The organism is Arthrobacter sp. Z4-13 (assembly GCF_054792705.1).
Genome location: NZ_CP096458.1, coordinates 155211 through 179225, shown reverse-complemented (window position 1 = coordinate 179225; position 24015 = coordinate 155211). Strand labels below are relative to the sequence as shown.

23 protein-coding genes are annotated in these 24015 nt (G+C 62.7%); 4 read left to right on the top strand and 19 right to left on the bottom strand.

The features are described from left to right. The first annotated feature begins 169 nt into the window (after positions 1 to 169). The gene (locus M1E07_RS00880) at positions 170 to 502 is read left to right on the top strand and encodes a histone-like nucleoid-structuring protein Lsr2 (RefSeq protein ID WP_461186818.1); all 333 of its coding nucleotides are present in this window, start codon (positions 170 to 172) and stop codon (positions 500 to 502) included. 89 nt (positions 503 to 591) lie between these two features. On the opposite strand, the gene M1E07_RS00875 is transcribed toward M1E07_RS00880, so the two are convergent. The 11 genes from M1E07_RS00875 to M1E07_RS00825 form a co-directional block, all read right to left on the bottom strand. Next, positions 592 to 1032, bottom strand: a complete 441-nt coding sequence (locus M1E07_RS00875) for a DUF4913 domain-containing protein (RefSeq protein WP_461186817.1) — start codon at positions 1030 to 1032, stop codon at positions 592 to 594. 11 nt (positions 1033 to 1043) lie between these two features. Then, complete coding sequence (locus tag M1E07_RS00870) at positions 1044 to 2813, bottom strand: type IV secretory system conjugative DNA transfer family protein (RefSeq protein ID WP_461186816.1); 1770 nt, start codon at positions 2811 to 2813, stop codon at positions 1044 to 1046. Continuing rightward, a complete protein-coding gene (locus tag M1E07_RS00865) occupies positions 2810 to 4378 on the bottom strand; it encodes a helicase HerA domain-containing protein (protein ID WP_461186815.1) in 1569 nt (522 codons plus the stop codon). The genes M1E07_RS00870 and M1E07_RS00865 overlap by 4 nt, the downstream gene beginning before the upstream one ends. A 26-nt stretch (positions 4379 to 4404) precedes the next feature. Beyond that, positions 4405 to 5913: an SCO6880 family protein gene (locus M1E07_RS00860; protein WP_461186814.1), complete on the bottom strand. Its 1509-nt coding sequence runs from the start codon at positions 5911 to 5913 to the stop codon at positions 4405 to 4407. Then, positions 5900 to 7072 (bottom strand): hypothetical protein, encoded by a 1173-nt coding sequence (locus M1E07_RS00855; RefSeq protein WP_461186836.1) that lies wholly within the window; start codon positions 7070 to 7072, stop codon positions 5900 to 5902. The genes M1E07_RS00860 and M1E07_RS00855 overlap by 14 nt, the downstream gene beginning before the upstream one ends. 97 nt (positions 7073 to 7169) lie before the next feature. Next, positions 7170 to 7922 (bottom strand): hypothetical protein, encoded by a 753-nt coding sequence (locus M1E07_RS00850; protein ID WP_461186813.1) that lies wholly within the window; start codon positions 7920 to 7922, stop codon positions 7170 to 7172. A gap of 27 nt (positions 7923 to 7949) precedes the next feature. Then, positions 7950 to 8213 (bottom strand): hypothetical protein, encoded by a 264-nt coding sequence (locus M1E07_RS00845; RefSeq protein ID WP_120693024.1) that lies wholly within the window; start codon positions 8211 to 8213, stop codon positions 7950 to 7952. A gap of 11 nt (positions 8214 to 8224) precedes the next feature. Beyond that, the gene (locus M1E07_RS00840) at positions 8225 to 8827 is read right to left on the bottom strand and encodes a DUF6668 family protein (protein WP_461186812.1); all 603 of its coding nucleotides are present in this window, start codon (positions 8825 to 8827) and stop codon (positions 8225 to 8227) included. 34 nt (positions 8828 to 8861) lie between these two features. Further along, positions 8862 to 10319 (bottom strand): MinD/ParA family ATP-binding protein, encoded by a 1458-nt coding sequence (locus M1E07_RS00835; RefSeq protein WP_461186811.1) that lies wholly within the window; start codon positions 10317 to 10319, stop codon positions 8862 to 8864. Between the two features lie 41 nt (positions 10320 to 10360). Next, complete coding sequence (locus M1E07_RS00830; protein ID WP_461186810.1) at positions 10361 to 10873, bottom strand: hypothetical protein; 513 nt, start codon at positions 10871 to 10873, stop codon at positions 10361 to 10363. Continuing rightward, entirely contained in the window at positions 10870 to 11949 is a 1080-nt protein-coding gene (locus M1E07_RS00825; RefSeq protein ID WP_461186809.1) for a CHAP domain-containing protein, read from the bottom strand. Before M1E07_RS00825 ends, M1E07_RS00830 begins: the two co-directional genes overlap by 4 nt. 245 nt (positions 11950 to 12194) lie before the next feature. Between M1E07_RS00825 and M1E07_RS00820 the strand changes: the two genes are divergently transcribed. After that, the gene (locus M1E07_RS00820) at positions 12195 to 13265 is read left to right on the top strand and encodes an alpha/beta hydrolase family protein (RefSeq protein ID WP_461186808.1); all 1071 of its coding nucleotides are present in this window, start codon (positions 12195 to 12197) and stop codon (positions 13263 to 13265) included. Here the strand turns inward: M1E07_RS00820 and M1E07_RS00815 are convergent. Genes M1E07_RS00815 through M1E07_RS00805 form a run of 3 tightly spaced genes read right to left on the bottom strand, consistent with a single transcriptional unit; the run spans position 13262 to position 15079 of the window. Beyond that, entirely contained in the window at positions 13262 to 14173 is a 912-nt protein-coding gene (locus M1E07_RS00815; RefSeq protein WP_461186807.1) for a hypothetical protein, read from the bottom strand. The two genes, M1E07_RS00820 and M1E07_RS00815, sit on opposite strands and share 4 nt — an antisense overlap. A 6-nt stretch (positions 14174 to 14179) precedes the next feature. Continuing rightward, positions 14180 to 14626: a hypothetical protein gene (locus tag M1E07_RS00810; RefSeq protein ID WP_461186806.1), complete on the bottom strand. Its 447-nt coding sequence runs from the start codon at positions 14624 to 14626 to the stop codon at positions 14180 to 14182. Beyond that, a complete protein-coding gene (locus M1E07_RS00805; protein ID WP_461186805.1) occupies positions 14627 to 15079 on the bottom strand; it encodes a hypothetical protein in 453 nt (150 codons plus the stop codon). A 651-nt stretch (positions 15080 to 15730) separates the two neighbouring features. Here M1E07_RS00805 and M1E07_RS00800 point away from each other — a divergent pair. Together M1E07_RS00800 and M1E07_RS00795 are read left to right on the top strand one after the other, a co-directional pair. Beyond that, complete coding sequence (locus tag M1E07_RS00800; RefSeq protein ID WP_138605593.1) at positions 15731 to 15967, top strand: hypothetical protein; 237 nt, start codon at positions 15731 to 15733, stop codon at positions 15965 to 15967. Between the two features lie 300 nt (positions 15968 to 16267). Next, positions 16268 to 18010 carry a MarR family transcriptional regulator gene (locus M1E07_RS00795; RefSeq protein WP_461186804.1) on the top strand — a complete coding sequence of 581 codons (1743 nt, stop codon included), beginning with the start codon at positions 16268 to 16270 and terminating at the stop codon, positions 18008 to 18010. 140 nt (positions 18011 to 18150) lie between these two features. Here M1E07_RS00795 and M1E07_RS00790 read toward each other — a convergent pair whose 3' ends face one another. From M1E07_RS00790 to M1E07_RS00770, 5 genes are all read right to left on the bottom strand, one after another. Beyond that, positions 18151 to 18924 (bottom strand): hypothetical protein, encoded by a 774-nt coding sequence (locus tag M1E07_RS00790; RefSeq protein WP_461186803.1) that lies wholly within the window; start codon positions 18922 to 18924, stop codon positions 18151 to 18153. Further along, positions 18921 to 19862, bottom strand: coding sequence for a ParA family protein (locus tag M1E07_RS00785; RefSeq protein WP_461186802.1), 942 nt, complete (start codon positions 19860 to 19862; stop codon positions 18921 to 18923). Before M1E07_RS00785 ends, M1E07_RS00790 begins: the two co-directional genes overlap by 4 nt. A 1090-nt stretch (positions 19863 to 20952) precedes the next feature. Next, positions 20953 to 21843: an AAA family ATPase gene (locus M1E07_RS00780; protein WP_461186801.1), complete on the bottom strand. Its 891-nt coding sequence runs from the start codon at positions 21841 to 21843 to the stop codon at positions 20953 to 20955. Positions 21844 to 21863: 20 nt separating this feature from the next. Beyond that, positions 21864 to 23315: a transposase gene (locus M1E07_RS00775; protein WP_461186800.1), complete on the bottom strand. Its 1452-nt coding sequence runs from the start codon at positions 23313 to 23315 to the stop codon at positions 21864 to 21866. Next, a complete protein-coding gene (locus tag M1E07_RS00770) occupies positions 23312 to 23893 on the bottom strand; it encodes a recombinase family protein (RefSeq protein ID WP_461186799.1) in 582 nt (193 codons plus the stop codon). Before M1E07_RS00770 ends, M1E07_RS00775 begins: the two co-directional genes overlap by 4 nt. Positions 23894 to 24015 lie beyond the last annotated feature (122 nt).

Below are 24015 nucleotides of genomic sequence, written 5' to 3'. Positions count from 1 at the left end.
TGGATAACCCGGACTGACCCCAACTGTGGACTGCTCGGTCTTCTGCTTGCCGTTGTGACGTGTGTGCCCGCTTTTCCTAATTCCCATTCAGTTCGAGGACTGAAGGACTCGTCTTAAGGTTCTGATGCTCTCGTAATCTGCTTGTTCAATAGGCTGCTAGCCTTATTTCATGGCAAAAAAGACAGTCGTTGTGCTGGAAGATGATATTGACGGTTCGGAAGCTAGCGAAACGATATCTTTCGCTTTAGACGGCAGCGAATACGAGATTGATCTCAATGAGGCACACGCTGGCGAACTCCGTGAAGCATTGACGCGCTTTGCCAACGCTGGTCGCAAGGTAGCTGGCGGACGGGGCCGTCCGGCAGCCCGGACCAAGTCCTCCTCGCGTGGTGGCCCGGACGCCAAATCGGTACGGATGTGGGCGGCTGAGAACGGCATACCAGTTAATACGCGTGGTCGTATCCAGGCCGAAGTTGTAGAGAAGTACGAAGCGGCTCACTAGAAGCAGTAAAACAATATCAGGGCTGGAATTCATTACTGATTCCCGCCCTGATTTTTTATTTGCCCGTACATAGGCCCGCATCTGATCTGTCAGGCGGAGATAGTCCTCAAGTCGGGAAACCATCCGTCCGGAGCCTTTTTGGGTTCGAGGTGTTCGGGGTCCCGGTGTTTTTGCATGTCGCATTTGTAGAAGGGTCCGCGTGGGTCGAGGAGTACGCTCATGTGGTGGTCTGCGTGGTCTTTGAACCAGACGCTGATTCCGGTGGCTCCGTCGAGTCGTAGGTGTTCCCAGGCGCGCCACAGTGCTTCCACGCGGGAGACAGCTTCCGGGTGGAAGTACCATTCGATGCACCATTTTGCTGCCCGTCCGTCGACGTCGCGGACGTAGGTGGGGAGCAGCTGCTCGTGTAGGAACTCTTCGGCTGAGCCGTAAACCAGCTCCGGGGGCTTTTGCTGTTCGGCGGTCTGAGCGCCAGTGTCCTCGATGTCCGGGCTGGGAGCTTCACTGAACCGGCCAATCTCAATGGTCATACCCTGCTCCCCTACCCGGTCACCCATGGATTTGCGGCCGGCGCCGCTGCTACCGGTACTGGTTCTTCCTCTGCCTGCGGGCTGTACTTTTTGATGGACGCTTCCACAGCGTCCTTGTGTGGCCCCGTGTACCAGGGCATGGTCCGGACCAATGTGGCGGGTGCACCGGAGGCGAGGATAACGGCGCGGCCGCGGTCCAACTCGGCGAGGTTGGAGACATCGAAGATGCGTTCCTTGCTCTCCTGCCGGGAGCGGCTGGACCCGGACTTCCCTGATGAGACGGAGACGTTAATGTAGCTGTAGTCCCCAATCAGGTCCGAGAGTGCGCGGAGGAACCCTTCTTCGGCGACGCCACCGCCGTAGACCTTGACGTTCGCGGCTGACCAGATCTTCCGCATGTTCGCCTCGCCCCAGAGCTCAACGCCCTGGGACCAAGACTGCAAGATGCCCATCACGATCAGGCCCTTGGAGCCGTAGTGGCTGAACTGGTCCGGCAGGCCGGCCCAGCGGACCACGTTCGCCAGCTCATCGAGGGCGAACAGCGCAGGTTTGGGCAGGCGGCCGCCGCTGCGCTCGGCCCGTTCCTCCATCGCCTCAGCGATGGCCACGGTCAGTGCTGTGGTGAGCGGGGCAGCTGAGCCGGCCCCTTCCTTGGAGAGGATGTAGATCGTCTCCGGAGAGGCGGCGAAGGCGTGCGGGTCGAACTGCCGGCGGGCATCGCTGGCCACGCTTGCGCCGCGGACCGGGGCTACCCAGCGGAGCGTGTTTCTGCTTTTGAGGCACTGGATCATCTTCTCGGCGGTGCCGAAGATACCGTCGCGCTGCTTGTCGGCCAGCTTCAGCGTGGACTCCAGGCCCTTGTACTGCAGCTCGTAGTCATGCTCCCGGAGGATTTCGATGGGTTCCTGACTGACCTGCTCCGTCACCCACAGGTAGACCTGCGTGATCGGCAGACCGCCGAGTGCGGCCGCGAGGAAGTACGAGGAGAGAATGTCCTCGGCTTTGGGGTCGAAGTAGGCGTCCGGCTTGGACCCCGGGATCCGGGAACCGACCGAGAAGTGCTGGGTGAGTTTGTAGGCCTTCTCTTCGTCGGTGACGTAAGAGAGCGGGTTCCACCACCAGTCCGGTTCTTCCTGAGCGATCTTCTGGGGATCGAAGACCCACACCGGGGCCACGTTCTCGCGGACGCCGCGGGTGCCGTCCACGACGTCACGCTTGTTCGAGGTTGAGACCACGGCGCCGGGCGCGTCCAGGATGGCGGGCATCACCCGGGAGGTGGACTTACCCGTTCGTGGTCCCCAGATGTCGAGGCTGAGGTCTTCCCATGACTGGACGAACTTCTGGCCGCTGGACACCAGCTTGCCCACGACGATCCCGGGATTGTCCTTGATACCGAGACGCTCGGCCTTGGCTTGTGCTCCCTTCTCCGAGAACGCGGCGAGGGACTTGCCGCGGCCCAGGTAACGTGCGGCCTTATCGACCCGGGCACGCTTGGACGCGCCTTTCCGCCACGCAACGAGTACCACGATGGCCAGAAGCAGGATCAGGCCGGCCATGAGGCACGCCGCGACGGTGGACTGGGTTGGCCAGGGCACCCGCCCTTTGATGAGGCCGGCGACCAGGTCGATGGGGTGCGCCGGGGGTGCGGCGATGCCGGCCATCCACGATCCGAGGTGCGCGGCGGCGTAGGTGCCGCCGCCGAAGATGACGATGGCGCCGATGGCCAGCCAGACCAGCAGGGCATCCTCGAGGCCCATTCCTTTGCGGTTCGGTGCACTCACAAGGCGCCTCCTTCAGGGGGGAGCGCTGGCGCTGGAGGGTCCATGATCGTCTTCGCCGGTGCGTGCCAGCGGGTGTCGGTGTCGTTCAGGCCGTCGTTCTTCTCGATGGAGGTCAGGCTTATCTGGACGGGAATGCCCGGGCGGCCGCCGACCTTGATGAGGAACTTGCCCCGGCCCGGGGGCTCGATGTCGAGGCCGCGTGAGTCCCAGGCGGGCGGGTCCTGCCAGGAGATGAGCTTTTGCTGCTCCTGGCGGGAAAGTGGAATCGCTGAGGTCAGCAGCGGCATCTCCGACGCGGGCAGACCGCCGCAGATCACCATGCCGGAGCGTTCGACGAAGCCGCGGGCTTTCATCCGGTCCTCTTCTGCCGGCAGGGCAAGCAGGTCGGACATGGTGTGGGAAATCATGATCTGCCCGACACCGACAGAGCGGTTCAAACGGGTAAGGGCGTCCACACGATCGACCATGCCCTTGCCGGAGCGCAGCGCCCGCCACAGCTCATCAAGGACCACGAAGTAGTTCCGCCGCGGCTCCAGACCCGCGTCCGCCAGGGCGTTGGCAACGTTCACCGTCCCGAAGCCGTAGGACCAGCACGCCAGCAGCACGGCGGCCTGCAGGTCAGTTTCGGTCTCGTCAATGCTGGAGACGTCGAAGACGACGGCGCGGTCCCGCTTCATCGGGTTGGTGGTCTGCCGCGAGAAAATTTCTCCCAGTTTCCCTCCCCCGGTCACGCCCAGCAGGGTCGCTTCCAGCGCCCGGGTCTCCTGCAGGTAGACGTTCATGTCGCCACGGTCCAACGCGACCTGCCGCAGCTCATCCGGGGCGGAGACGATCACGTCCAGGAGGTCCTTCAACACCGGGACGCCGTCGAACCGGTCATCGAGGACCCGCAGAGCCCGGTCCAGGATTGTCTGTTCCTGATCAGTGGGCGGGTTGTTCCGGCTGATGGTGATGAGGGAGACGACCATGTTCAGCCTGCGCCCGTGCGCGTCAGCGCGGACCCGGGTGGCTGCTTCGTGGTGGCCATGTTCCTCGAGGAGATGGGCGACCTCGACGGCCTGGCCCGGATCGAGAATGTTCAGGTACCCGACGCCGCGACCGAGCTTAATGACCTGCCCGCCGAGAGCTTCGACGGCTCTGACGTGCTCGCCTTTCAGGTCCCCGAGAACCAGCGGGTTGACGCCCTGAGCGGCCAAGCCCAGGAACATGCGCCGGACCAGGGTGGACTTGCCCAGCCCGGGCTTGCCGAGGACGAAAGCGGAAGGGTTGGAGATGAGGCGTGCGCGCTGGAACCAGCTGATCGGGTCGCAGCAGACAGTGGCCTGTGTTTCCTCGTGCCTGCCGAGCGGAACGCCGATCATGGGCGAGGACGCGCCGGAGGAAAACGGCCACAGGCCGCAGACCTGAACCGTGGTCCCCCGGTATTCCTTCACGGACGGGACGAGCTGTGCCAGGCCACCACCACGTCCGGACCAGCCACGGGCACCCGGCCCGGCCTCGCGCGGCTGCTTCGCAGCCTTATCCCTCGGCGCGCCCTTCGCCGGCATTACTGGCTTTACTGTCATTGACGTTAAAAGGTCCTTGAGTGCCATTAGAGCGCGTCCTTGATTTCGGAGGGGACCATGCTGTGCTTGGGCAGGACGAGTCCCAGTGGCAGTGATGCGGCGAAGGCGGTGTCCTGTGAGCCGTAGGCGCGGCGCAGGAGCACTCGGGCGGTGCCGGAGGTCTGTTCAATGGCGGCCACGGCATCAGGCAGCCGTTCCCTGTCGGTCACTGTGGCGGTGACGACCATGCCGAAGTTCACCAGGCCGGCGCCGCGGGCTTCTTCCTGGGCGGTCTGCACGGCGGATCGGGCATCGACCAGGGCGCGGGCGGTGGGCCGGGTTCCGGAGGTGATGCGGACGTTGGCGTTGTTCTGGTCCCGCTCGACCACGGTGGCGGCCTTTGCGGAATCCATCGGACGGTAGAGCATGGATACGCGTTTGCGGTCAATGTCCCCGTGCGGGGCCAGAAGCCGGGACAGAACCGAGGAGTTCACCGAACCCCGGGGCGCACCCGTCATCGTCCAGGAAACCGAGAACGCGGAATCGTGGCGATATTCTTCCCAGCTCGTCTGGGCGGCGGTGGGGCCGACCTCACCCCAGGTCAGGGCAACGGGGGAACCGGCGGCGTGGGCTTCATCAATGATCAGCGCAGCGGGCGGGTCATAGGCGATGCGGACGACCTCGCAGAGTTCCTGCGCCGACATCGGCCGGGCGATACCGGCACCGGTGGACTGCAGCCGGGCGGACAGCCCGGGGATCCGCGAGGCGAGGTCCCTGGCAACATCTTCAGGCGTGCGCTTCTTTGACCCTGACCGCAGGGAGGCGTTGAAGGTCAGGGACACCCAGGCGCGGACCGTGGCAGACCCCTCCGGGTAGGTATCAACGACCTCGCGCAGGATGGCCTGGGCGAATTCGGGTGCTTTGGGGTCGATGTTCATCTCGACTTCGTTCCGGAGCCGGTACCCGGAGTCCGGTGCGGTCTCGACGGAGACGGCCGCGGCGTCCAGTCCAGCTTCATCGGCCAGCCCGCCGAGCCAGCCACCCCAGTTAGCGACCCATGCGTCGACTTGCTCAGGGTCCACCAGGGAGGCTCCATCGGGTTCGGTGGAGAAGATGACGGTGAAGTGGCTGGTGGCCGGCACGTGCAGCATGGCGAACGGGCGCTTGTAGGAGTCGGCGAACTCGTACAGGGTCGACTTCGCGGCCAGACCAGGCAGCTGGTACATGCCCCACTCGGTCACACCCAAAGGGCCGGAGCGGTAGAGGTTCGTCCCAGTGGACTTGGAGAGCCGGAAAGCCATGCGGGTGCCGAAGCGGTCTACAACGGACTGGCCATGCTTGTCCTTGACCGTGAGCAGCAGGGTACTGGCCCCGGCAAGGGCAAGGACAGCAAGGCCCGGGAAAAGGCCCCAAATAGCGAAGGTGGTAATGCCCAGCAACAGGCCGGCCATGACAATCCCGGTGCCGATAGCGCCAAGGTTGCCCAGGCCGGCGGAGCGCGGCACGCGCCAGTTGCCGTAGGACGGTTCCTTATACTCGGTGTTAACTGCTGCCACTGGGGCCCTCCCCGGTTGAATCCTGTGCGGTCTTCTCGATTGCCTGAGACGTCTTGGTAGCCACCTGCGCCCCAGCAGCTAGAGCCATGCCGGCCGGGCCAGCTACTGTTGCCCCGCCGCTTGCCCCTGCTCCTGCGGAGCCTGCTTTGCCTGCGGCCGCAGCGCCAGCGGCTCCGCCCGGACCCGTAACACCGGGAGTGGGCTGACCACCCCCGCCCCGAGGACCAGACGCTCCGTCACTGCCCTTCGGCGAAGCACTGGCAGAAGTGCTCTGCGTACTAGCCGTAGTGCTTGTTGTCGCGGGGATTGGCGCGGCATTGCCTCGTCCACTGCCGCCACGGCCCAGGGACACTGCACCGGTGGCCATCGCACCCACGGCAGCCCCGGCTGCAGCGCCGCTTCCCGAGGCAACGGCACCAACCATCGGCGTGACGAACCGCATCAACGCCGGCAGCGCGAACAAGGCAACGATCATCAACGTGAAGCCCGTGATCGAACCGACCAGGGCATCCTGCCCGCTGTAGCTGCCCATCAAAAGGAACGCGACCGAGTACACGATGGCCGCAGCTGGCTTATAGAGAATGAACGCGATGGTCCAACCAACTGCTTTCTGAAACCACTGCCGGCCCATCTCCGTGTTCGTGAACGCGGCCGTCGTGGGCAGAATGCCCGCCAAAATTACCAACATGCCGCTGCGGACCACCATCAGCACGATCTGGACAAGGGAAGCAATCAACCCGATCAAACCTAGGATGATGAGAATGAAGACGGCGTCGGTTTGCTGGATGACCGCTATTTTCTGAAAAGCATCGGCGAACCCCTTACCGTCGGTGGAGCGCTCGATAATGGCAACCGCGAAGGCATCGGCCGCGATCACCAGAATCGAGATAACTCCCAGGCCAAGGCCGGACACCATTGTGAGTGTGAGCAGCGAACGAAGCAGGTCCTTTAGCGGCGCGCCACGCTGTTCCCAGCTCATCCGGATGCCGCCGAGGATAACGGCGAGAACCGCCAGCGTTAGCGTCCAAGTCATTAGCTCGCTGTTGACTATCGACACCACGGGACTTGGCCCAGTCCCGTCCTCGCTGATCAAGTTCAGAGCGGGCATCGAAACCCAAAAGGTAGACAGAGTCGTCACCATCTGACTCATGCCCTCCATGATGGCCTTCGCCAAGTTCCCTATAGCGTCGTCAGCCAGGTCTTCGAGTACGTTACCGAAGCCGCAGCCCAAGTCTCCCCAAGAGCACTCGGCCATGTCAGACTCCAGACCAGAGGATGAAACCGCTCAGGTCTCTGAGCTGTGAAATATTGCCGAAAGTAACACCGTTATCTGCCGGTTTCACTTTCCAGTCTCCGTCCAGCCACCGCATCGAGAATGTTGTACTGCCCAACGCCCCCGTCTCGGTTGAAAAGGCAAGGTCAATGTCGGCTTCCGAGGACGTATAGGACTTGATCAGGAAACCTTCTACCTGAATTGGTGTACTGGGGGCCGTGGAAGTATCGGCGGCAACTTCACGCATCGCTGCGTCCCTGCCAGTGCCAGGGACAAGCAGTTTGTCAGCAAGCTTCTGCTGCAGCTCTGTGGAGCCAGACGAGCCAAGCGCTGCAACGTTCATTGCTGCGTACAAGGCCCCAGTGGGGGAATGCGCGAAGCATGAGCGAAAACCACCTTCATCGGTTGTGCCCGGCCCGATTTTAGGATCCTCTGGTGTTGCCATCTTGCCCACCAACTCCCACTCTGACGTCGGCGCGCGACCCAGCGACGTCTCCGAAGAAGACGGAAGCCCGCAGACGCTCTTGTCAGCACCAGCTGAAGCACTGGGGCTGACAGTGGCTGAGGCGTTGGCTTCTGCCGGAGCAGGGGCGGGCTGGGCGGTGCCCTGTCCTTTGGGAAGCAGGAAGATCACGACGGTTGCTGCGATCAGCGCGACCACCAGCGCGGCCGCAATGATGAAACCGGGCTTGGTGAACGGATTGCTTTCGGTGGTGCTCTCTGCTGACTGGCTCATGGTGAACCTCCCGTTGTTGGTGCTGGCTTAGACGAAGGCGCGGACAATGCCGGCCGCACCAGTGATGATGATGCAACCCAGGAGGACCCAGCCGAGCTTGCCGATGGCCTGCGCGCCTTCACCCCGCTGGAGCTGGATGACCATGCCAATACCGACGATGATCACGCCCAGGACGCCGAGGACCAGGCCAATGCCGGAGGCCCAGTTCAGGACCAGGAGCAGCCCATCTGCTTCTGCAGGGATGGTCGGAGTGGGGTTGGGGATGACGCCGGTGGGAAGTGCGTAGTTCATGGTGAGACCTTTCAGAGGGTGGTTGATGTGCTGTCGAAGGCCAGGGCGGCCATGTCGGTGATAAAGCGTTGGTATTCGCGGGACGACGGTGCCGTGGAGTCCCCGTGCCGCCAGGCTTCCACCCAGGGCAGGGTCCAAAGCCGGGGCGCTCCCCCGCCGACGATCGAGGTGAAGTCCCGGAGGGCTTTGGAAGTTTTCCCCGGTGCGTCCGCAAGGACGGCCAGGCCGAGCAGGTCAACTTCCGGTGTGGCACCAGACACCCATTCGGTCAGGGCACTCCTGGCGGCCGTGAGGCCGCGCATGTCTGCGCGGCAGACCAACAGGACCCGTGGCTTGCCTCCGTCGTGGAGGACGGGCCAGCAATGATCAGTGGCGCGTGCACCAAGGAGGTCCGCAATTCTGCTTTCGCCTGCTCCCCCGTGAGCGCCGATGATCCACAACGCGGCGGAACCGGTCATGGTGCGGCGGGCCAGCCGGTCCGCTGCGTCGGGTTCAACCATTCCCTTCAGAGGCGCACTGATGACGGCCGTTGGCGGCATGTATGTATCCGGTGCTTCCTGTTCCGCAGTGTCGGCGGTGGGGCTGGTGATCCAGGGATTCAGGGACTGTTGCATGGTTCCTCCTTTCAAAAGTCGTTGGTGAGTGGGTTTAGAAGCCCTTGGCGACGGCGGCCGCGGCGGCCAGCCATGCCCGCTGGGTGGCGGGCTGGAGGGCTTCGTAGCGGATAGGGCCGTTGACCAGCGCCGGATCGTAGGGAATCCGGACGACGGCCCGGACGAACGGTTCAAAACCATCGGCAATGCGCTGGGCCTCGTCTTTGGCCCGCTTCAAGGCATCCCCGGACATGGCAGGCTTGGCGTCTGTGGATTCGGAGACGATGACAACAGCGTTGCGTGCCAGGTCGGCATCGTGGTCACCGCGGGATTCGAGGGTCTGCAGCGTCAGCCGGGCGGCTTCTGCGCGGTCCTCGATGGCCGTCACAGGGACGACGAGCTGGTTGGTGTGGTGGATCATCCGTCGCCAATTCGCTGCCCGGGCGGTGTTGCCCGAGTCCATGACCACCAGCCGGTAATAGCGGGTAAGGACCTGGTGGGCGATGTCGACTTCCTCGGCCGTGACTTCGTGGTCGCCTTCCTCGTTCTCATCTGAGCGCAGGACATCGAACTTGTCTGCGGTCTGGTGGTGGACGAACTTGGCAATTTCCGCGGCGTTCGTTGATGGGGAGAGCAGTTCGGCCGAGGAGTCGATCAGGTCCAGAACGCTGCGGTCATGGGCGCCCTTTTCCGTGCGCCAGCCCAGGGTGCCTTGGGACTCGTTGTTGTCCCAGGCGACGGTCGCGGCACCGCTGTAGCGGGCGAGGATGGCCGAGAGCATGACCACCGTGGGGGTCTTGTTCGCACCGCCCTTACGGTTGACCACGGCAATAGTCCGGGGACCTGGCCAATGCTGGCTGACCGTACGGATATCCTCCCGCTCGGAGAGTTCTTCGGCTGACGGGTCCATCCGGAAGCCAAGGCGCGTGAGCGCACCACGCCAGCCCTGCGCGGCCGGTTCCAGGACCGGGGCGCTGACCAGGAAGGAGGTTTCCTTCAAGCTGCGCCGGGTCACCGGCGCTTCCTCTGTGACCGCTGCCGTCTCCGGTTCCGACGCCGGCGTCGTCTCTGATGCGACGGGATTCGGCGGCCACGGCTGGCGGTCCACCGCGGCGACGGCGGCAGCCGTCAGTTCTGCCGGCACTGCAGCAGGTTCAGGTGCAGGGGCTTGGACGGTGGCAACGCCTGTGGGAGCTGGCGACTGGGGCGTGGGTTCCGGTGCCCGGCGCCGGGCGGGGCGGGCTTCGTAAGAGACAGATTCGATCCTGTTGTCCGAGTGCACGATCAGCTCCCCATGTCCCTCGGGATCCTCGATCTGGACCCTGACAGGACGATTCAGCGTCTGCGCCTCGCCCACAACCAGGGCCAGGGCGTTGTTGCGAAGGTCCTGCAGGGACTCCCCGGCAGGGACGATGCGGGAGTTTCCCGCGACGACGACCTCAGCGGTTCCGTTGTCACGGACGATGGCCCTGATATTTGGAAAGGCCAGGACCTCGGTTGACGTGGTGCTCATGGGCTTCTTCCTTACCTGTGTGAGATGGGGAGTTCCGGCACTTAGGACGAGGGAGGTGTGAAACGGTTGACCTTCCACGGGGCTTCCTTGCCCGTGCGGAGCAGCTGCACCGTGTAGGTCCCGGCATCGGTGGGCACCGCTGCCATGACCCCGTAGCCGTTGGCCTCATCGACGCTCAGCGTGGCCGGGCCGGTGACGCGACTGGCGGGAATGTTGGCCGGGTCCACAGCCGAGTAATCGGCAGTGGCCTGGGGCGTCAACCAACGGGCAAGATCATTGGCCCACTGCTTTTCCTCCACACCAGGGCGGGCAAAGTCCCCCATCGCCTGCTCAGCGACGTCCACGGCCGCGTCCTTGCTGGCCTGATCCCAGGTGATGCCAATCGTGGCCGGGACCGTGCCCCCGGGAGCCTGCGGGCCACTGCTGGCGCTCAACGAAACCGGCGCGGAAGGCGTGACGGTCGTGGGTTCCGCCGGTGGTGGCGTGGTGTTCGCTGCCGGTGCGCACGCGGCGCAGAGCAGGGCTACTGCGATCAGGGCCAGGGGCTTCTTCACTTCTTCTCCTCTTGGGTAGGCAGGTACAGGAACGCTGAAGGGATCTCGTTGCCGACGGTCCGGGTGTAGTAGTTGTGGTCATCAGGGGGCGGGTTGCCGTTGTAGCCCTCTTCGACGTAGGTCCCGTCGTCTTTGACTTCCTTGACCACGGCGACGTGGCCGTAGGTTGGGTCCGCTCCCCCTGCCCCGGGCGCGTACCAGACGACCGCCCCCACACGGGGGATGGAACCGGTGGGCCAGCCTTTGGCGTCCCAGCCGGCCTTCCACGTCAGCGCCGAGCCAAGGCGCTGGCCGTCCGGGCGGAACGTGCCATTGAGGAACTCAAAGGGCTCACCGGTGGACCCCATCTGCTGGTTCACCCGCCACAGCGCGAAGTCCACGCACTCCCGGTAGTAGAAGTTCAGCGGTGAAGTACTGGCGTCGTTGGCTCCAACCTGCACCCAGGTAGGAGAGTCTTTCCAGGGGTAGTCATCCCCCGCACCCGACTTCCCAGGGATGGCGCAGTCGCCGCCTTCCAGCGAGAACTTTTCGTCCGAAAGCGCCTCGACGAGCTTGACCGCCTCCGGCCAGTACTTCTGGTAGTGGTACGGATCGGCGTTGCGCTGGACCTTGTTCCCGGCGATGGTCGGCTCCAGCAGCTCCCAGCCCTCGACCTTCTGCAGGGCATTGATGAAGTTCGTGGCGCTGATGGTCGGGTCCATGCGGTCCGCGTAGGAGCCCCACGCGCCGTTGTCTCGCTGCTGGAACAACCCACGGGAATCCGGGCCCGGTCCGTCGCCGTAGTCCAGCACCCGCAGCCCCGACTCCCCCAGGGACACCATGACACTGATCATCTGCCCCTTCAACGACAGGTCCAGCGCCTTACCGGCACCCATGATCGCCGCGGCGTTTTTCAACTGCTCCTCGGTGTAGCCATCGACTTTCGTGTCGCCGTTGATAACCACTGACACGGTCGGGCTGCAGTCGGCAGCCGCGGGCTTTGCCGGGGCAAGGAATACGAGGATGGAAAAGACCAGCCCTATCAAGATGCCGGGGACCACGATCAGCGCCACGAGACCGAGTGACTTCCGCTGCATGCAACTCCCCCTTTGGGCCCCCAACTGGCCCAGACCAAGACTACCTGCCGGTAGTGGACATGTCCAACGCCTGTAGTGTGCGCGTCTCATACATATTCAAGGTTAGAGGAGCGTTTACGATGATTGGGCTTCGATACTCTTCCCGGGTCGGCGCTGGAGGGCGATACATGATGACGAAAAGGCGTGGCCTCGCCTGCCTGGCGTTCCTCGTACCCGTGGGCTCACTATTCGGATTCGCGGTCATCATGGCCCGCAAGATCGTTAGACGGGGCCCAAAGGATTACCGTCGCGCCGAGCTGACAGCTGATGGCCGCAGAGTCCGCATCGACTTGGATGACTACACCAAAGCCGACGGCGACTTCGCCGTGTTCGACCCTGCGGCCGAGCGCTACACCAGGGTCGGCGAGGTCACCCTGATCGACGAAGATCAAAAGTTCGTGGAGCGTCGAATTCATCCGACGGGGTCCGGGCCGGTGACTTTGGGACCCCTGGTCGACTGGACGCCCGATGTGTTCTTCGAACCCTCCGCCGTGGGCGGGCGGTTTGAAGAGGTACACATCCCCACCGCCTACGGCGCGGCGCCGGCATGGCTATTTGAAGGTAGGAACGCGGACACATGGGTGATCCACATTCATGGCAGCTGGACCGACCGCTCGATCATGTTCCGTGACGTCCACGCCTTCAGCCCCTTGGGATTCACCTCCTTGGTGCCCTCATTCCGCAGCGACCTGGAGGTCAGCCCGCCACAGGCCGAGTCGAGCCACCTTGGTCAAACAGAATGGCGGGACGTGGAAAGCGCTGTGGCCTACGCCGTGACTCACGGCGCGCAGCGAATCATCCTCTCGGGCTGGTCAATGGGTGGGACGATTGCCCTGCTCACAGCGGAGCGCAGCGCCTACCGGGACCGGATCGCCGGGATCGTCCTGGTAGGACCGGTCACGAGCTGGCGTAAAACCATCACGGCAGGAGCGGAGGCCGCCGGCGTGCCTGCGGTAGGTGCCGGCCTTGTCATGTCCTTGCTGCAGGCTCCCCCATTCGCGAAGATGCTCGGGCTGGACGAACCGATCAACTTCGATGCCCTTGAATGGGTCGACGTACCTAACCGGGTGTCAATCCCGACCTTGGTTCTGCACTCGAGCGCGGATCAGGAGGTTCCTTGGGAAATTTCGGCGGAGTTCCAACGCGCGAACCCCGACACCGTCACCCTGATTCCCTTACCTGAGGCGCACCACACCCAGGAGTGGAATGTGTCACCTCACACCTTCACCAACGAACTCACGAGTTGGATCAACAAAACGATCCTGCCCGAAGGCTAGACCCGCGCGTCCAGCTTTGCCTCGATCTGGCTGATCCTGCCCTGAACAGACTCCGGGAACGGGCACATGTTTCCCCGCTGGTAGTTATGCAGAACAATGAGGCTTTTGTAGACCCCATTTTCCAGCGTTTCATTGAACAGATCCCATGCCGGACTAACCCGAGACTGATCTGCATTTATCCGGATCCTCAGCGCAGTGAGCCAAAGCGCATCGATCATCCAGAGCCGCAACCTCGGCAGCTGCTTGGACAGGAAAAGAATTAGCCACCCCGCAGCCGTCACCGAGAGGCCGGCATAGAATAGACGGTCAAACCAAGCTCCGATTGACTCTGCGAAGGCATCCCAGGGCGTGAAGTGGAACAGCAGCACATATGCAATGTGGCACGAGACGGCCGCCGCAACCACGGCCAGGCCCGCTGAGAATGTTGCGTACAGGCCCCTGCCCTTGTGCCGAAGCATGTAGATGATCCTAAGCACGGTGAATAGCAACGCGAACATGTAAGTGCCGCTGTACGTGGCGGTCGCGAGTTGGTCCATTCGGTAATCAATGAAGTCCGCAGAGGTTGGACCTTTGTCCTCAATGAGGGCGAAGCTGACAATCATGATGGGAATGCTCAGCAACGGAGCATAGTAAGTCCACCTGACTGGTACGGTTGCTAACCGCCGCACACTGTCGTTGAAGAAGAAGATCGCCAACAGCGCGAAGATGGCTTGAAGAAGGTTCGTCACATTGACGCCACCGAGGTAGCTGTCGATGGACACCAGCGGCGTAACCGTTCCCAGGACATAAAGCGCCGCCAGGCCGAACATCGATGCGACCCACGATGCCCGGGCTTCCGCCACCTTGACTACCGAGGGGATCCGAAGGAGGCATAGGGCACTTAGCAGCGTAAAGAGCAACTGTTTCATGTTCTATCAGAGGAAAGGATCAGTCTCGGAGGAGTTACGCGCGCGGGTCTTCTTTGACATCTCGAATGCAAAATCCTCCACCCAGCGTTCTACGGGATGATTCTGAACAGAACAGCAGCTCATGCTTTTCGCGCCGGCAGCCTCCTTCAGCATCTCTTCAGAGAAATCGGGCAGAACCAAGTGGCCTTGGAAGCTCTCCAGATATATGTGTCCGAGCTCGTGATAGATGCAGTGAAGCTTGTACTGCGTCGAGTTTTGCGGCGGGACATAGATTTTGAAGTGATCTTCAAAGTCCAATTTGAAGGCTGTCAGAGTTCCCCAAGACCCCTCCTGCTCGATCAGCTTGATCGGCTTTTCGCAGATGACGGCCAGACGTTCGAGGACTTCCGCCATTGACGTCGTGCCGTCTCCGCATAACTCCCGGACCTTTTCTGCGACCGGCGGGAGGCCCATTCAGTCTTCCTCTTCGCCGTTCATCGACGCATCGATGATTTTGGTAATCGTCCGCAGCATTTCGGGCGAGGTGGCCCCCAGGTTTCTCGCCGCAAAGTTCTTCACCTTGAGCTTGCGCATCTGCACAAGGAACTCCATGCGCGCTTCCACCTCCGGGGGAGTCTCACTATTGAGGTCACACAGATAACTGGCGGGTACAGCAAAAACGTATTCTGCTATCCCCTTTAGCAGGTCCTGATCGGTCACCAGGCTGCCGGTGCCGTTGATCAAGTAGGACCAACGCGTCCGTGACAGGTGGATTCCGTGGGCCGAAAGTGCTTCTTCCACATGAGGGTATGTCAGAGCAGTGTTGTTATCTGCCTCCCAAATGTCCACCAGAATGCCCATGCGATCCGCAAGCCGTTCTTTCTTCTGATGCTGCGTAAGAAACACGCTGCGGCCCCCATTTGCCATCTATACAGCTCCTTAGCCAAGCTCCGCGACTTGTGTAGGCCGCCAACACAGAGCAGGCGGGCAGCTAACAGAGATGTTACCCGATGACTACCCGAGGGTACAGGCAGTGAGTTGTGCATGTGCGGAGCATGTATGTAGTCTGTCGATTGCTTGGTCTCTTTCAAGGGAGGACTGGGTGCCGTCGCGGCAGAACCTGTAGGTCTACAGGTTCTCTGGAACCGAAGTGAGGGTGAGTGACATCGAGGAATACCGGCCACCCAAGATGCTCGGTAAGAAGGCGCCGCTGAATTGCCTTGTGCACCCGGACCAGCACTACGCCGCCTGGAAGGCGAAGCAGCGGTACAACATGTCCTTCGGCGAGTATGTCGGTGCTCTGATAGACCGCGCGGAAGGGCGTCCCAACAGGCTTGATGGCATGCAACCGAGGGCGTCGCCTATCGAAGAGTCTCAAGACGTCAGGGGCCTCACATGCTGAAAAGTCACATACGCGACACGCTTTCGTTTTCTGAAAACAAATCCCAAGGGGTTCAGTTGCCCGGTGGTAGTTTCGGAGCAGCCGCAGGGGCTTTCAGGTAGTCCTGGTGGCAGGCAATACAACGATGAAGCTGTAACCGACCGTTCAGGCGGCTACAAAATCAAAGGACACAGCAAATGACGGCAGTAGCAGTAAATCGAGGCGGCGGGCGCCCCAGCAAAGGCCTGCGTAAGTTCATTGGTTTTCGCTCACCCGAACCCACCGCTGACGGTATCGCCAAAGTGGCAGCTCACAAGGGACTGACCGTCACTGAGTACCTTTTGTCCGTTGTCGAGCCACAACTGAAGGAAGATTTGGCCGCACTCGATCAGGACGACTACCAGCAGGAGCTGCCCATTCGCATCGCCTCATAACAAAAGAAGGCCCGCACTAGGCGGGCCTTCGAAGCTTGAGACTTACCCTCTGGATTGCTTGCCGGCGGATCAGATTGTAAGTCGTGGAGGGCCTGAACAGGCCATCCTTTGTGTTGCTATGAAACCGATCTGGCAGGATCGGCCCTTTTTCATACCTCAATCCCCGGAAGGATTACTCACATCGTACATCAGCACGTCTCCGTGCTGCCAGCACGCCCCGCTGTTGGCGTGTCCACGCAGCCAGACGATCCAGCAACCGTTTGGGCAGCTCTAGCTCCCTTGCTGGCCGGCCAGCCCAGAATGCGTCTCTCTCGTGATGCGGGTAAAACGTACCCGCAGAAGCACGAACGGAACCTGACAGAAGCACTCCCCTCGCTGCCCGCGGCCGTGAGAATTTTCGGTAAGGACGGTACCTGCGCGGCGATCTTTCTCGACTTTGACTCCTCAGTAGCCGGACTCGATTGGGTACAGGCCGACGTCCGCGCGGTCCAGTCCTGGCTGTACTCGGTCGGGGCCCGCTGGATTGAGGACTACTCCCCCAACGGCGGTCGCCACGTCTATGTCCCGCTCGTACGGCGGGTCACCTTTTCAGAAGCGCGTGACCTTGTCGAGGCGCTGGGTACCCGGTACCGGAGCCTGGACAAGACCCCACACCAGAACCTCCTTCACGGCTGCATGCGAACTCCCGGCTCACCGCATAAGCGAGGCGGCTACCAGAAACTGGCGATGAGCCTGTCCGTGGCCTACGACATCGCCCGCAGGCCCAACAGCGCCGCCGTCTGGGCGGCCATGACCAACGACCTGGCCGCCGAGATCAAGGCCGTCAGGGCACTTCGGCTAGAGGAAACTTTCACTCCGGCTAGCTCTGATGTTCCCGTGGTTGAGCAACCGGTGGGGCGCATGTCCCGGGCCATGCAGGTGCTCGCCCAGACCGGCATGTACGACACCACCCGGTACGCCTCTGATTCCGAGGCCCGCCAGGCGGTCATCCTCAGTGCCGCGGCCGCCGGCTTGGAGCTGGTGGATGTGGAGCGCCGGATGCTGCAGGGAACCTGGCCTGGACTGGCCTCCTTCTACGCCCGATACGCAGCCCGCCACCGCTCCCCGTCACTGCGCCGCGACTGGATGAGCGCCGTCAGCTTCTTGAGCAAAAAGACGGCCCAGACCGACCCGAATGACAATGTCCGCAGATCCCCCACAAGCCAGCCAAATACACAGCCGGCAGAGGTAAAGGGGATCCGCCCAATTTCAAATCCCGATGCAGAGCATCGGTTTATTCGGACATGGCGAAACGCCTTGCGTATCAGGGAGGTGAATTACCAACAATCCAGGACTGGAATGGCGCGGCGGATGGTTCTTAGGGCATTAGGGGAGGCAGCCCACATGACGGCGTCTCGGTTCGTTGAATTCGGCGTGCGGTCCATTGCCGTGGCCACGGGTCTCGACCACACCACTGTTGGCCTGCACTTGAGGCAGCTGCGTGCGGAGAAGGACCCTCTGGTTACCCTCGTTGAAAAAGCCAGGGGAACCAAAGGTGATCTCTACATGCTGGCCATCCCCGAAGAACTGAAAAGTGTTGCTGAGGATGCTACTTGGCAGAGAGGGAAAATCCACGCACTGCGACCTGTCTTTCGGGAACTGGGGCTGCCGGCCGCGTTCGTTTACGAAGCGCTGGAGCACTCCCCCGGGTTGCCGACCGCCGAGATTGTGCGGATCACCCGGCTGTCTCGTTCCGCCGTCCATGAAGCCCTGGAAGTCCTCGCCGCTTGGAACCTGGTTGTCCGTAGTCCCAGGCGGGTCTGGTCAATCGTGGCTGGGACATCACTGAGACAGCTCGCTGAGCAATTCGGGGTCCTCGAGGCGGTTGCCGTCCAGTTGCAGCGCTACCGCAACGATCGGATCATCTGGCGGGAATGGCTGGCCAGGAACGTCGCTACCGTCCCGGAGCTGCTCTCCCCCGACGAAGATTATCCCTGGGAGATGTTCGAGGGGCCGCCCGATGAATGGTCACTGTCCGACCTAGCCTTCAACAGAACCGGATGAGGGTCAGCGCAGAGGCCTGTCAGTGTGTGAGCCCATCATCCACTCGCAACGTAATGTTTGCACGCTCCGTTTTCGAGCCATAAGTTATGCCATAAGCACTACGGGAAGACATGCCATGCTTGTCTCGAAGAGGTCCTGCATCACTCCCCCGCAGTCTGTCCCGCTTGCATATGAAGCTTGAAGACGGCCGAGACGAGCGCGCTGCGCGACGGTGCGTCGAACTCCCTGACCTTCTCATCCAGCCAGGCAACCTGCAGTCCGTCGAGGCGCAGCTGGATCTGAATGCCGGCCTCTCCCCGTTTCCGCGGTGCACGGCGGGGCATGCCGGAGTTGGTCAGCGTGGTCTCAGGACTGAACTCCTTGGCGATCTGCTTGTCGTCGACGGCTTCGAAGGCGTCAATCAACAGGTCCGCGTAGGTGGTCCGCTCCTGATATACGGCATCTTTGACTTGGGCCAGGAGTGCCGGCGGCAGGTACACCCCAACGTTGCGTAGCGCCCCGGGAACCAGCTCGGAGGCTTTGGTCGCGTTAGCTGCCTTTTTTGAAGCAGGCTGCTGCTGCGTAGTGGCCTTTGGGGCCTTGACGGGTGTAGGCGCGGGCTCCTCCTGCTCCCCCGCCTCCTCAAGAGGCGCCTCCTCAACAGGTGCTTGCTCAGTGGCGTGCTTATCTGCCTGCGGCTGCTCAGTAGGTGCCTGCGGCTGCTCAGTAGGTGCCTGCGTGTCAGCGGGAACGGGCCCTGCTGCTGGCAGCACCAGGGTGCGTTCCCGGGCCGGTGCCTCCCCGGACTCTCTGGTTTCGGGTTCCGGCGCGGAGGCACCCCTCCCCCTTTTCGGAGCCAGCAACCCTTGCAGTGCTGCACCACGGGCAGGCGCTACAGGGGCGAAGGCCTCGGCAAGGCTCTGTCGACCGCTCATTCGTGGTTCCCGCTTTCGATCTCGTTCAGTCGCGCGAGGATCTCACCGGTCAGCTGCTCGTACTCTTCAGCCAGTCCCCCGGCATTGCGCGAGAAGAAACCGTCCACCGGCTTCTCCCCCGCCCGGAGCGCCTTCAGGCGGTTCTTCTGACCGTCGGTAACGGCACCTTCGAGTTCGTGGAAGAGCAGGCCCTTACGGCGGGCGTCGGCGCTTGCGCTCTCCAGGTTCCTAATGCGGGTTTCGAAGACCGGGGCGACGGTGCCGAGCATGTCTGCCAAGGTGTCTCGGACGCTGCGTTCCAAGCGCAAGGAGCGCGGTCCGACACCGAATAGGACGATGCCCGCCAACTGCAGGGACGGGTTTCGGTCACGTACCGCCATGAAGCGGCGTGCTATGCGTTCGACACCGTCGATGCTCGCATCATCTGAACGGGTAGGAATGACAACGGCGCTGGAGATCGCGAAGGCGCCTTCTACGAGGATCCGCTCCCCCGGCGGGGTGTCGATCAGGATCAAGTCGTAATCGTCGGCCAGCGGGGCCAGAACGGCGTAGAGCATGTCGCCGAAGTCGCCGGCATCGGAGCGGCTGGAGCGGGACACCATGAGGCCCTGGATGTCTTCGAGGTCCTGGCCACCGGGGATGACGTCAAGGTTTTCCCGCACGTCGCGCAGGATCATCGGCGTTGTGCCGGTAATGAGGGCTTGGAAGAATTCCCTGCCCGACTGCCGCTCGTATCCGAGGTCGCGGGCCAGGTCGCCCTGCGGGTCAAGGTCGATCAGCAGTACGCGGGAGCCGGCCAGCGCTACGTACCCGCCAACGTTGGCTGCAGTGGTCGTTTTGCCGACTCCGCCCTTGCCGTTCGCCAGAGAGACGACACGGTCAATGGCCCGTGTCGCATGGGGTTTGGGGGGTGCGGGGGTTTGCAGTGATCGTGCCATTGGTCGGCGACTCTCCTACTTGCTGGGTTGCATGTTGTCCTGCTGTCAACGCTATGTGCACTCCTCTGGGAAAGTTGGTAGTGACACGCATAAGAGGGATAACAGTGCCCAAAGCAGGGTCATATATTGAGGTTCACGTTATGGGAATTGCTGGGCGTCACGCCTGCTCCCCCACGTACTGCCACGTCAGATGAACAATTGGCTCTTCAACGTGATCCTGTATTGCGCCTATTGCTGTAGATCCTGTGCTGGCCCTTATTGGGTGACCCGTTGCTGTGCCCGTGTGGAACCCCGCCTGTCCGCTTACTTATCGACACGTTGGGCGTCAGGCTTGGCCAGCTATTGCCGCTTCTATTGTTCGCTTAGCTTGCCGCTAGACATTACTTCTTACGGGACGAGTGGCTGGAGTCCTAAGGATTCATCCAGCGAGTCTTGTAGCTGAGCGTCAAATAGGTCGTATGGCATGGCTTATGGCATGAGCTGTTGTTGGCCGCGCAATGGACCCCATAACCTGTGGGTCAACAAGCGGCATGGCTGCGCTAAAGCATGTAACCATGCTAATAGGGCCCCCGCGCAGAGGCCGCCGTCGGCCGGAGGAATTAACACAGTCGCGCGGTAAATCGATGGCCGGTGGTTAGCGCCAGGTGAGAGGGCGGGGGAGGCACCACCGGACAAAGGCCCGGCCTGCCGGTCGGGCCCGGACCACCCCTTTCGGTGGCAGCGAGGAATGACGTCGTTCGGATGCACATCTGGCCCAACTCGATCCGGACTTTGGCGGATGCCGGCACGGAGGTTTTGCAGTTCCTCTAGCCGGTGCTGCCAGCTCGGCCGCGTCGTCGGCCTCTCGCCTTGAGGGCTTGTCCCATCCGGGGTCGGCTGCCAGGGCCTCACGGTAGATGGGGGAGAACGGACCCGGGCATATCCAATACTCCCCAAAGCGACTCCCAAAGCTCATCAAAGGCCACTTTCCCTTTGGCTGAGAATAGATCACCTGAGACACATTGTTGAGACAACGCACGGTTTGCTGGAACCGCTGGAGTGTGATTTTCCACGGTATTTGGCGTCTATTTAGCGGCGCTATTTGGCGCGGTCAGGTGCCGATGAGCAGGGTTTCGCGCGCCGCTTCGACGACTTCCTTGGTGATGTTGTTGAGCTGGTTGATGCCGCGTATGCGCGTGATCTGAGTGAAGAGGCGTTGGATGAGCCGGAAGTTGCCGTTGGTGATGCCGGCGACGGCGGCGATTGCTTCGGCGTCCGTGAAGTCGTGGGGGTCGATAGTGAGGCCGAGTTCCTGCCAGCGGTTTGCCAGGACGAAGGTAAGTTCCTCGGTGCTGAGCGTCCGGTAGTGGTGGGCGAAGCCGATGCGGCTGTAGAGCTGGGGGTAGCGGGCGAGGCGTTTTTCGATGCCGGGCATGCCGATAAGGATGACGCCCATGGTGTGGCGGTCGTAGTAGTCCCTGACCTGCTCGAGCGCTGGAGGTTTGAGCCGGTCGGCCTCGTCAATGATGAGGAGTTCGGTCAGGCCGGAAGCCCGGGAGTCGCGGTGCTCAAAGACGTCGATGTTGCCGTCCTGGGCATATTCGACTGCCCAAGAGATTCTCTGGCAGGTCCGGGGTAGTTGCCGGTCGATCTCTCGGGGGCTGATGGTTACTGTGGGCGTCCAGAATGCGGTTCTGGCCTCAAGCACGCGGGGAGGGATGGGCTCGGTGTTGGTTTGACCGGTCCGTTGCCATTGTTCCCATTCGGTCGTGCCGGCGTAGGTGCGTGCGGAGAGGGTTTTGCCGACGCCGGGTGGGCCGTAGCAGACGCCGATATGGCGGTTGGTTCGGACTGCGGTGGCGAATTCGGTGAAGCGCCGGTGCTCCTTGGTGATGAGAAATGCCGGTGTGTCGGGTGGGACCGGTGGCGGGGCGGCGGAAATCTCGCCGAGATCGGCGGATAGGAAGCGGCGGCCATCGTCGTTTTCGTCCTTAGCGGGCATGGGCGTTCCTCTCCTGGGGGTCAGTCTTCGGCGTAGATGCGAAGCTGATGCGGCTTTTCATCACTAGGTTGCTGGCTGGCCTTTGTCGGTTCGACGCGTGCCGGCGGCGCGTAGCGGTCGTCGGTGGGGAGGGCATCGGCGAGGCTGAGCTTGCTGCGCAGCTTATTCTTCAGTTCGTTCCGGCGTGCTGATCTGGCCGCCTTGAGCTGCTTGAAAGTGATGGTTCCGGTGGCGAGTTCCGGGGTGATGGCACGGCAGATGAAGTTGTCCTGGTGCCAGACTCGGATCTCGGCCATGTCCCGGGGGTCGTAGCGGATGGTGACGACTTCGCCGACAAAGGCCGAAAGGGTGAGGTCCAGGTAGCGCAGGCCGTTGAAGTGGATACCGTCGCGGTGGACGATGCGCTGGTGTGCGACGGTCAGGAGCAGGAGGTCAAGGTCCTCGGGCCGGGCCGGCATGCGGGGGATGTAGCCGCCGGCCTGCCAGCGTGCGGCGGGGACCTCTCCGGTTTCGGAGTGCGTGCGGTGGTTGTATTCGTCAACGATGAACCGCTCAAGCGCGGTATCGAGCTGCTCGAGGGTCATCGTCGGTTCCGTCACCGGGGTCCCTCGGGTACCGTGCGGGATGAAACCGGGCAGATGGGGCAGGAGCCCTTCGGTGAGGGTGCGGTAGAACCGCTCGATCTTCCCGCGGCCCTGCGGCACGCCGGGGATGGAATGGATGAGCCGGATGTGGGTGTCGAGGCAGACCCGTTCGAGGTGGGTGCTCATGAAATCCGCGCCGTGATCGCTGTAAAGGACATCGGGCAGACCCAGGACAGGCCAGGCCGGATGTTTCTTGCGCTGCACGGCCTGGTGAAGGGCCAGTGCCGTCTGGAGCGCGGTCGGCGCACCGGTGAAGACGGTGTAGCCGGCGACGGCGCGGGAGTAGTCATCGAGGACGACGGTCAGCCACGGGCGTGCGCGGGCCCCGGCGGTGTCGACAATTTCAATGTCCAGCTCGGTGTGGTCGCACTGCCACTGCTCGTTCGCGCGGCTGGCGGTGCGCCGGTAGACCAGCTCGAACCGGTCCCGGTACGCGGCGTCGCCCTCGAGCGCGATCGTGCGCAGTCCCGGATCGATGGCGGAAACCACAGCCCGGACGGTCGTGTAGCCGGGGGCCGGAAGGCCGCGGTCGAGCGCGACGTCACAGATCCGCCGGTGTATAAACGCGATGGTCGGTGCCGGGCGGCGGAGCGCGAGGCCTTCGATCGCGCCCACGATTTCGGGCGGGAGCGAATGGCTCCCACGGTCCGAGCGTGGCCGGCGGCCCAGGGCCTTGACCGAACCGGCAGCGCGGAATCCTGCCGTCCACCGTTGCAGCGTGCGGAGGGGTATGCCGGCCTGGTCAGAGATTCTGGCGAGGGGAACACCGTCATCGAGGTGCTGCCGGAGCAGCGCCGCGCGGTCTTCGGCCGACAGTCCATGCTTCATAACCGGGAGGCCGCCTGCTGATGACGGTAAAGCGTCGCGCGGCTCCAGCCGACGAGTCGGGCCGCTTCCTCAGCGGTGCGGCCCTTGGCGCGAGCGTCCTGGGCGATCGCGAGCTTGTCGGCGATGACGAGCGGGTCGGACAAGGGCCGGCCGAAGCGGGTTCCGCCCTTCCTGGCCGCGGCGATGCCCGCGTTCACGCGTTCGACGATCAACTCCCGCTCATACTCGGCCAAAGTCGCGAGCATGTTCAGCATCAGGCGGCCCGACGTTGATGTGGGGTCAATCCCGTCCGAGATGGACCTCAGATACACGCCGCGCTCCCGCAGCAGGTTCACCGTGTTCAAAACATCAATCAAGGACCGACCGAGCCGGTCCACCCGCCACACGACGACGGTATCGCCCGGCTCCAGATACGCGAGGAGCTTCTTCATCCCGGGCCGCTCAATAGCGGCCTTGCTCCCGGAGGTGACATCGGCGAACACGTCCCGTTTCTGCACCCCGGCGTCGACCAATGCATCGAGCTGTAACTTCGCGTCCTGGCCCGACGTACTCACACGCGTATACCCGAGATGTCTCACCCCGCCATTGTGCCTCAGAAACCCCCGGCCGGCATCCGCCTGAGACGATCCACGATGAGACATCTTTCCAAGACACCGGGTGGCCCGGCACGACGCTGAGTCCCTTGACGCTTCAAGTCGCG

What these genes read in the sequence shown, in the direction of transcription:
- M1E07_RS00780 (WP_461186801.1), bottom strand. Translation starts at nt 21,843, where the DNA reads ATGCCCGCTAAGGACGAAAACGACGATGGCCGCCGCTTCCTATCCGCC.
- M1E07_RS00815 (WP_461186807.1), bottom strand. Translation starts at nt 14,173, where the DNA reads ATGAAACAGTTGCTCTTTACGCTGCTAAGTGCCCTATGCCTCCTTCGG.
- M1E07_RS00835 (WP_461186811.1), bottom strand. Translation starts at nt 10,319, where the DNA reads ATGAGCACCACGTCAACCGAGGTCCTGGCCTTTCCAAATATCAGGGCC.
- M1E07_RS00800 (WP_138605593.1), top strand. Translation starts at nt 15,731, where the DNA reads ATGACGGCAGTAGCAGTAAATCGAGGCGGCGGGCGCCCCAGCAAAGGC.
- M1E07_RS00840 (WP_461186812.1), bottom strand. Translation starts at nt 8,827, where the DNA reads ATGCAACAGTCCCTGAATCCCTGGATCACCAGCCCCACCGCCGACACT.
- M1E07_RS00795 (WP_461186804.1), top strand. Translation starts at nt 16,268, where the DNA reads ATGCGTCTCTCTCGTGATGCGGGTAAAACGTACCCGCAGAAGCACGAA.
- M1E07_RS00825 (WP_461186809.1), bottom strand. Translation starts at nt 11,949, where the DNA reads ATGCAGCGGAAGTCACTCGGTCTCGTGGCGCTGATCGTGGTCCCCGGC.
- M1E07_RS00820 (WP_461186808.1), top strand. Translation starts at nt 12,195, where the DNA reads ATGGCCCGCAAGATCGTTAGACGGGGCCCAAAGGATTACCGTCGCGCC.
- M1E07_RS00880 (WP_461186818.1), top strand. Translation starts at nt 170, where the DNA reads ATGGCAAAAAAGACAGTCGTTGTGCTGGAAGATGATATTGACGGTTCG.
- M1E07_RS00845 (WP_120693024.1), bottom strand. Translation starts at nt 8,213, where the DNA reads ATGAACTACGCACTTCCCACCGGCGTCATCCCCAACCCCACTCCGACC.
- M1E07_RS00875 (WP_461186817.1), bottom strand. Translation starts at nt 1,032, where the DNA reads ATGACCATTGAGATTGGCCGGTTCAGTGAAGCTCCCAGCCCGGACATC.
- M1E07_RS00785 (WP_461186802.1), bottom strand. Translation starts at nt 19,862, where the DNA reads ATGGCACGATCACTGCAAACCCCCGCACCCCCCAAACCCCATGCGACA.
- M1E07_RS00855 (WP_461186836.1), bottom strand. Translation starts at nt 7,072, where the DNA reads ATGGAGGGCATGAGTCAGATGGTGACGACTCTGTCTACCTTTTGGGTT.
- M1E07_RS00805 (WP_461186805.1), bottom strand. Translation starts at nt 15,079, where the DNA reads ATGGCAAATGGGGGCCGCAGCGTGTTTCTTACGCAGCATCAGAAGAAA.
- M1E07_RS00790 (WP_461186803.1), bottom strand. Translation starts at nt 18,924, where the DNA reads ATGAGCGGTCGACAGAGCCTTGCCGAGGCCTTCGCCCCTGTAGCGCCT.
- M1E07_RS00850 (WP_461186813.1), bottom strand. Translation starts at nt 7,922, where the DNA reads ATGAGCCAGTCAGCAGAGAGCACCACCGAAAGCAATCCGTTCACCAAG.
- M1E07_RS00775 (WP_461186800.1), bottom strand. Translation starts at nt 23,315, where the DNA reads ATGAAGCATGGACTGTCGGCCGAAGACCGCGCGGCGCTGCTCCGGCAG.
- M1E07_RS00865 (WP_461186815.1), bottom strand. Translation starts at nt 4,378, where the DNA reads ATGACAGTAAAGCCAGTAATGCCGGCGAAGGGCGCGCCGAGGGATAAG.
- M1E07_RS00810 (WP_461186806.1), bottom strand. Translation starts at nt 14,626, where the DNA reads ATGGGCCTCCCGCCGGTCGCAGAAAAGGTCCGGGAGTTATGCGGAGAC.